This window comes from Streptosporangium sp. NPDC006013, from assembly GCF_040614275.1.
Classification (GTDB): domain Bacteria; phylum Actinomycetota; class Actinomycetes; order Streptosporangiales; family Streptosporangiaceae; genus Streptosporangium.
Genome location: NZ_JBEXUE010000670.1, coordinates 1 through 4388, shown reverse-complemented (window position 1 = coordinate 4388; position 4388 = coordinate 1). Strand labels below are relative to the sequence as shown.

Annotated in this window: 6 protein-coding genes; 4 read left to right on the top strand and 2 right to left on the bottom strand. The window is 70.4% G+C overall.

The annotated features are described in order from the left end of the window. The 3 genes from ABZ260_RS47505 to ABZ260_RS47495 all read left to right on the top strand — a co-directional run. Positions 1 to 414, top strand: a 414-nt coding sequence (locus tag ABZ260_RS47505; protein WP_355631592.1) for a thiamine pyrophosphate-dependent enzyme, incomplete at its 5' end; no start/stop codon positions are given. 48 nt (positions 415 to 462) lie between these two features. After that, positions 463 to 1215: a lysophospholipid acyltransferase family protein gene (locus ABZ260_RS47500; protein WP_355631589.1), complete on the top strand. Its 753-nt coding sequence runs from the start codon at positions 463 to 465 to the stop codon at positions 1213 to 1215. 157 nt (positions 1216 to 1372) lie between these two features. Beyond that, complete coding sequence (locus ABZ260_RS47495; RefSeq protein ID WP_355631586.1) at positions 1373 to 1924, top strand: hypothetical protein; 552 nt, start codon at positions 1373 to 1375, stop codon at positions 1922 to 1924. 37 nt (positions 1925 to 1961) lie between these two features. Here the strand turns inward: ABZ260_RS47495 and ABZ260_RS47490 are convergent, their stop codons facing one another. Together ABZ260_RS47490 and ABZ260_RS47485 are read right to left on the bottom strand one after the other, a co-directional pair. Then, on the bottom strand, positions 1962 to 2666 hold the full coding sequence (locus tag ABZ260_RS47490) for an SdpI family protein (protein WP_355631583.1): 705 nt from the start codon (positions 2664 to 2666) through the stop codon (positions 1962 to 1964). Positions 2667 to 2677: 11 nt separating this feature from the next. Then, the gene (locus ABZ260_RS47485) at positions 2678 to 2995 is read right to left on the bottom strand and encodes an autorepressor SdpR family transcription factor (protein ID WP_355549267.1); all 318 of its coding nucleotides are present in this window, start codon (positions 2993 to 2995) and stop codon (positions 2678 to 2680) included. A 397-nt stretch (positions 2996 to 3392) separates the two neighbouring features. Here ABZ260_RS47485 and ABZ260_RS47480 point away from each other — a divergent pair, with 397 nt between their 5' ends. Further along, the gene (locus ABZ260_RS47480) at positions 3393 to 4241 is read left to right on the top strand and encodes a hypothetical protein (protein ID WP_355631581.1); all 849 of its coding nucleotides are present in this window, start codon (positions 3393 to 3395) and stop codon (positions 4239 to 4241) included. The last annotated feature ends 147 nt before the right edge of the window (positions 4242 to 4388 follow it).

The following is a 4388-nucleotide window of genomic DNA, read 5'->3' as shown; positions in this document are numbered from 1 at the left end:
GTCGGTCTCGGCCTGGCCACCGCGATCGGTGCCGCCCTGGCCCAGCCGGACAGGCTCCCGGTGGCCGCGCTGGGCGACGGCGGCGCGCTGATGGGCGTCGCCGAACTGGAGACCGTCGTGCGGCTCGGTCTCCCGATGGTGATCGTCGTGTACGACGACGACGGCTACGGCGCCGAGGTGCACCACTTCGGCCCGGACGGCCACCCTCTGGACACGGTGACCTTCCCGCCCACGGACATCGCCGCCATCGCCCGCGGCTTCGGCTGCGAGGCCGTCACGGTAAGGGACAGGTCCGATCTCGCCGAGGTGGCCCGCTGGCTGGGCGGAGCCAGGGAACGGCCCCTGCTGATCCACGCCCACGTCAGCCGTGCGCGGGGCTCGTGGTGGCTGGAGGAGGCGTTCCGGGGACACTGAGCCTTTCGCGGGTGTGGGAGGGGGGAGCGGCTGAGGTACGGTTCAGCCATGGCTGAGATCGTGTACCCCCCGGTCATCGGGGCGGCGTTGACCCTGTTCCGCGCGCTGGACCTCAAGATCCGGATCGAGGGAGCCGAGCGTATCCCGCGGACCGGCGGAGCCGTGCTGGTCAGCAACCACATCAGCTATCTCGACTTCATCTTCGCCGGCCTGGCCGCGCGCCCCTCAAAGCGCCTGGTGCGTTTCATGGCGAAGAAGGAGGTCTTCGACCACAAGATCTCCGGCCCGCTGATGCGCGGCATGCACCACATCCCGGTCGACCGCGCGGCGGGCGCCGCCGCGTTCGGCGCGGCGCTGAAGGCGCTCAGGGAGGGAGAGGTCGTCGGCGTGTTCGCCGAGGCCACGATCAGCCGGTCCTTCACGGTCAAGGAGATCAAGAACGGCGCGGTCCGGATGGCCGTCGGCGCCAAGGTGCCGATGATCCCGGTCTCCCTGTGGGGCACCCAGCGGCTGTGGACCAAGGGCCACCCCAAGAAGCTGTTGCAGCGGCACGTGCCGATCACGATCGTGGTCGGCGAGCCCATGCACCCCAAGCGCGGCGACGACTACGACGCGGTCACCGCCGACCTGCGCGGGCGGATGAGCGAGATGCTCGATCAGGCGCAGCAGGGCTACCCGGAGATCCCGAAGGGCGTCTGGTGGCAGCCCCGTCACCTCGGCGGTACCGCCCCCACTCCCGAGGAGGCGGACAAGCTCGACGCCGAGGAGGCGGAGGAGCGGGCGGCCCGGCGCGAGTCATGAGGGCGATGGCGCACACGCGCACGTAACGGGGGGCGGGTTCGCGGCCCCGGATGCCGCGCCGAGGCCATCGCTCACCGGGACAAAGTGCGCGAATCATGAGCATCCTCTACAAGTCATGAGCAGGTAATTCACAAGTGGCATGCTCCAACCTGTTCGCATGAGCAACGCATTCGACGACGTGGTGAACGCCTTCCAGCCGGTGCCGACCCCCGGCCCCGGCCGCACGCCGGGGCGGGTCGGCATGGCGTTCCTGCTCCTCCTCTGGGTGGGGCTGGGAGTGTCGCCCTTCGTGTTCGCGGTCTCCGGCCTCAAGCTCGCGACCGGCTCCGTCGGCACCCCTGGCACCCTCACGGTCATCTCGTGCGAGGAGTTGGGCAAGGGCCGCTACGACTGCAAGGGCAGCTTCGCGCCCGACGGCGGTGGCGCCGCGATCCCGGTCGACGCCTCGCCCGACTCCACAGCCGGTGACGTCAGGCGGGCACAGCTCACTCCCGAGGGCGACCGTGCCGTCGCGACCGGTACCTCGGGCATCCTGGCCGCGCTGACCATGCCGCTCCTCGGTGTCGGAGTGTTCGCCTTCCTGCCGTACGTGCTCCTCTACGTCTCCAGGGTGCGGCGTGGCAGGCGTGCCGCGGTCGTCTTCGGCTCCGTGCTCACCACGCTCTCGCTCGCCGGTGTCGTCGTCGGCATGGTCGCCGCCTACTCCTGACCGGCCCCTGCCGTCCCCGCCGATGCGCGGGGCGACCCTACCTTCCGGTGTCCGCCGATCCACCCTGCTCGGCACGCCAGATCCACCATGAGTAGACCAGCGGGATGAGGCTCGCGATGACCGCCCCGACGAGCACGATCGGGAACAGCGCGGGAATCGGCAGCAGGAACGCGGCGACGAGCAGGATCACGCCGAGGGCGGCGAAAAGCCGGCCGGCCAGCCGCTGGGTGCGCTGCCAGGAGCGCTCGCTCTCCATCGTCCAGGGAGTGCGCACCCCCACGGCCCAGTTGCTGCGGCTCTTGGGCAGGTAGTTGCCCAGCACCAGGAAGAGCGCCCCCGTCCCGGCGATGACGAACCGGACGACGGGGAGTTCGCCACCCGTGGCGTTGACGATGCTGACCGTGTGGATGCCGGTGAGCAGGGCGAGCGAGCCGATCCAGGCCGCGGTGTAGACGTGGGCCGAATTCGCCATGTTCCCCTGGCGGGGGAGCAGGCGCGGCAGCACGACGAACATCACGCAGAGTCCCAGCATGATCAGCGGGAGCAGGCCCAGCGCCTCGACCTTGCCCGCGAACCGGTCGGCCTCACCGGAAGGACCCCAGTGCACCGGCAGCAGGGCGTCGTCGGGAATCTGCGTCCAACCCCAGATCGAGACGCCCGCCGAGACGAGCAGCGCCACGGCGCCGCCGATCAGCCCGGGACGCGGGTTCACGGTCCTGTCGTCGGTGATGTTCTCGGTCATCGATGTCCCTCTCATTCGTGGTCGTGGCGGGGGGGCGATGAGGGCTGGACGGGATCGGGTGGCCTGGCGTCTCCGATCTTGAACAGATCGAGCAGCGCGCCCAGGGACTCCTCCAGCAGGGACACGTGCAGGTGGTAGATGATCGAGGTTCCCCTGCGCTCGCCGTAGACCAGACCGGCCTCGCGGAGCAGGCGGAGGTGGCCGGACAGGGTGGGTTTGGAAATGTCGAAGTGATCGGCGATCTCGCCCGCCGACCGGTCGCACTGCCGGAGCAGCGCGAGAATCTGGCGGCGAGTCGGATGCGCGAGCGCCTCGTAGACCCGATTCACAGCTTGTTCCCTTATTAGCTAATAACCGAAATATACCCTACGTGGGGAAAGGTGACGCGTCTCCGTGCTCCGTCCGCGCTCGGGGGTGCCGGGGGAGAGTCCTGGTTTGGGGTGGTATGTGAGGATTCCCCTTCGGGAGCCTCGGCGACCCCTTCCGGCGAGGCGCGGCCACGGCCGATTTGTTTGATCCGCGAAATGCCACGGTGACCTGGAGGAATATCCGGATTCGGGCGTTGAGTGACTGTTCTGTCGGCATGGGGGGGATAGAAGCGGGCAGTCTTCCCCGCGCCCATCGACGGAGGATCACGGCCGGGCAGTGGTCCTCCGTCTCGGCGGCAGGCGGAAGCACCCCTTGGACGCCGCCGCTGGTTCCGGATCAAGCCAGATGGAGGACAAGGTGACGCTAACAAACCCTGACAGGCCCAACGGGGCCCTGTCGAGCGGAGCGGGCGGACCACACCGGCGCGTTTCGCGTCCACTGGTCTTCGCCACCGCCGTCGTGCTGGCGGCCTCGGGCGGCGTCGGCGTGTCCGCGGCGTCGGCGGGACCGCCGCCGCCCGCCCCGACGGGATCGCCGACGGGATCGCCGACAGGGGCCCCGACGAGCTCGCCGACAGGGGCGGAGACGCCGGCTCCCAGCGAGACGGTCACCCCGACTCCCACGCCCACCGCCACCACGGCGCCGCAGGTGCCCCTGATCGCATTCCCCGGCGCGCTGCACGGCGAGTTCGTCCTGCCCGCGGAGGACGGCTGCGGCTTCACGGTGTTCGCCCAGACGGGGGCGGCGATCGCCCTGACGGAGGACTCGATCACGGTGAGAAGCCAGGACGGCTTCGAGAAGGCGTACGCGATCGACGACTCCACCCGGACCCTCGCGGGCCGGCGGGGCAACGAGGTCAGGCAGGGCGACTGGGTGTCGGTGACCGCCACGACCCAGGGCGAGACGGCGACCGCCGCCTACGTCTTCGACCTGTCGCGGCCCAGTAAGAGGTTCTGGCGCGGTGACGGCTGGTGGCTCCCCAGGCAGTGGCGGCCGGATGGCAGGTGGCGCACCCCCACCCCCACCCCCTGCCCCACCCCGCCCGTCGAGACTCCCACCGCTCCGCCACTCCCGACGCCCACGGACGCCCCGACGGTGCCGACGGACGCTCCGACGGTGCCCACGGAGACCCCGGCCGTGCCAACGCCCGAGCCGACTCCCACGGTGACGGACACCGTGCCCCCCAGCCCGACCCCGACCCCCTGAGCATTCGCTGTCGAACTCGCCAGATGAGATCGGACCGGCCGGCCGTTCCGGCTCCGCCGGGTCCGTGATAGCGGGCGCGCTCAGCCGATGCGGCTGAGCCCGTCGGTCATGCTCCATGCACCCCTGCGCACCGTCATCTACGCCGAC

What these genes read in the sequence shown, in the direction of transcription:
- ABZ260_RS47495 (WP_355631586.1), top strand. Translation starts at nt 1,373, where the DNA reads ATGAGCAACGCATTCGACGACGTGGTGAACGCCTTCCAGCCGGTGCCG.
- ABZ260_RS47500 (WP_355631589.1), top strand. Translation starts at nt 463, where the DNA reads ATGGCTGAGATCGTGTACCCCCCGGTCATCGGGGCGGCGTTGACCCTG.
- ABZ260_RS47490 (WP_355631583.1), bottom strand. Translation starts at nt 2,666, where the DNA reads ATGACCGAGAACATCACCGACGACAGGACCGTGAACCCGCGTCCCGGG.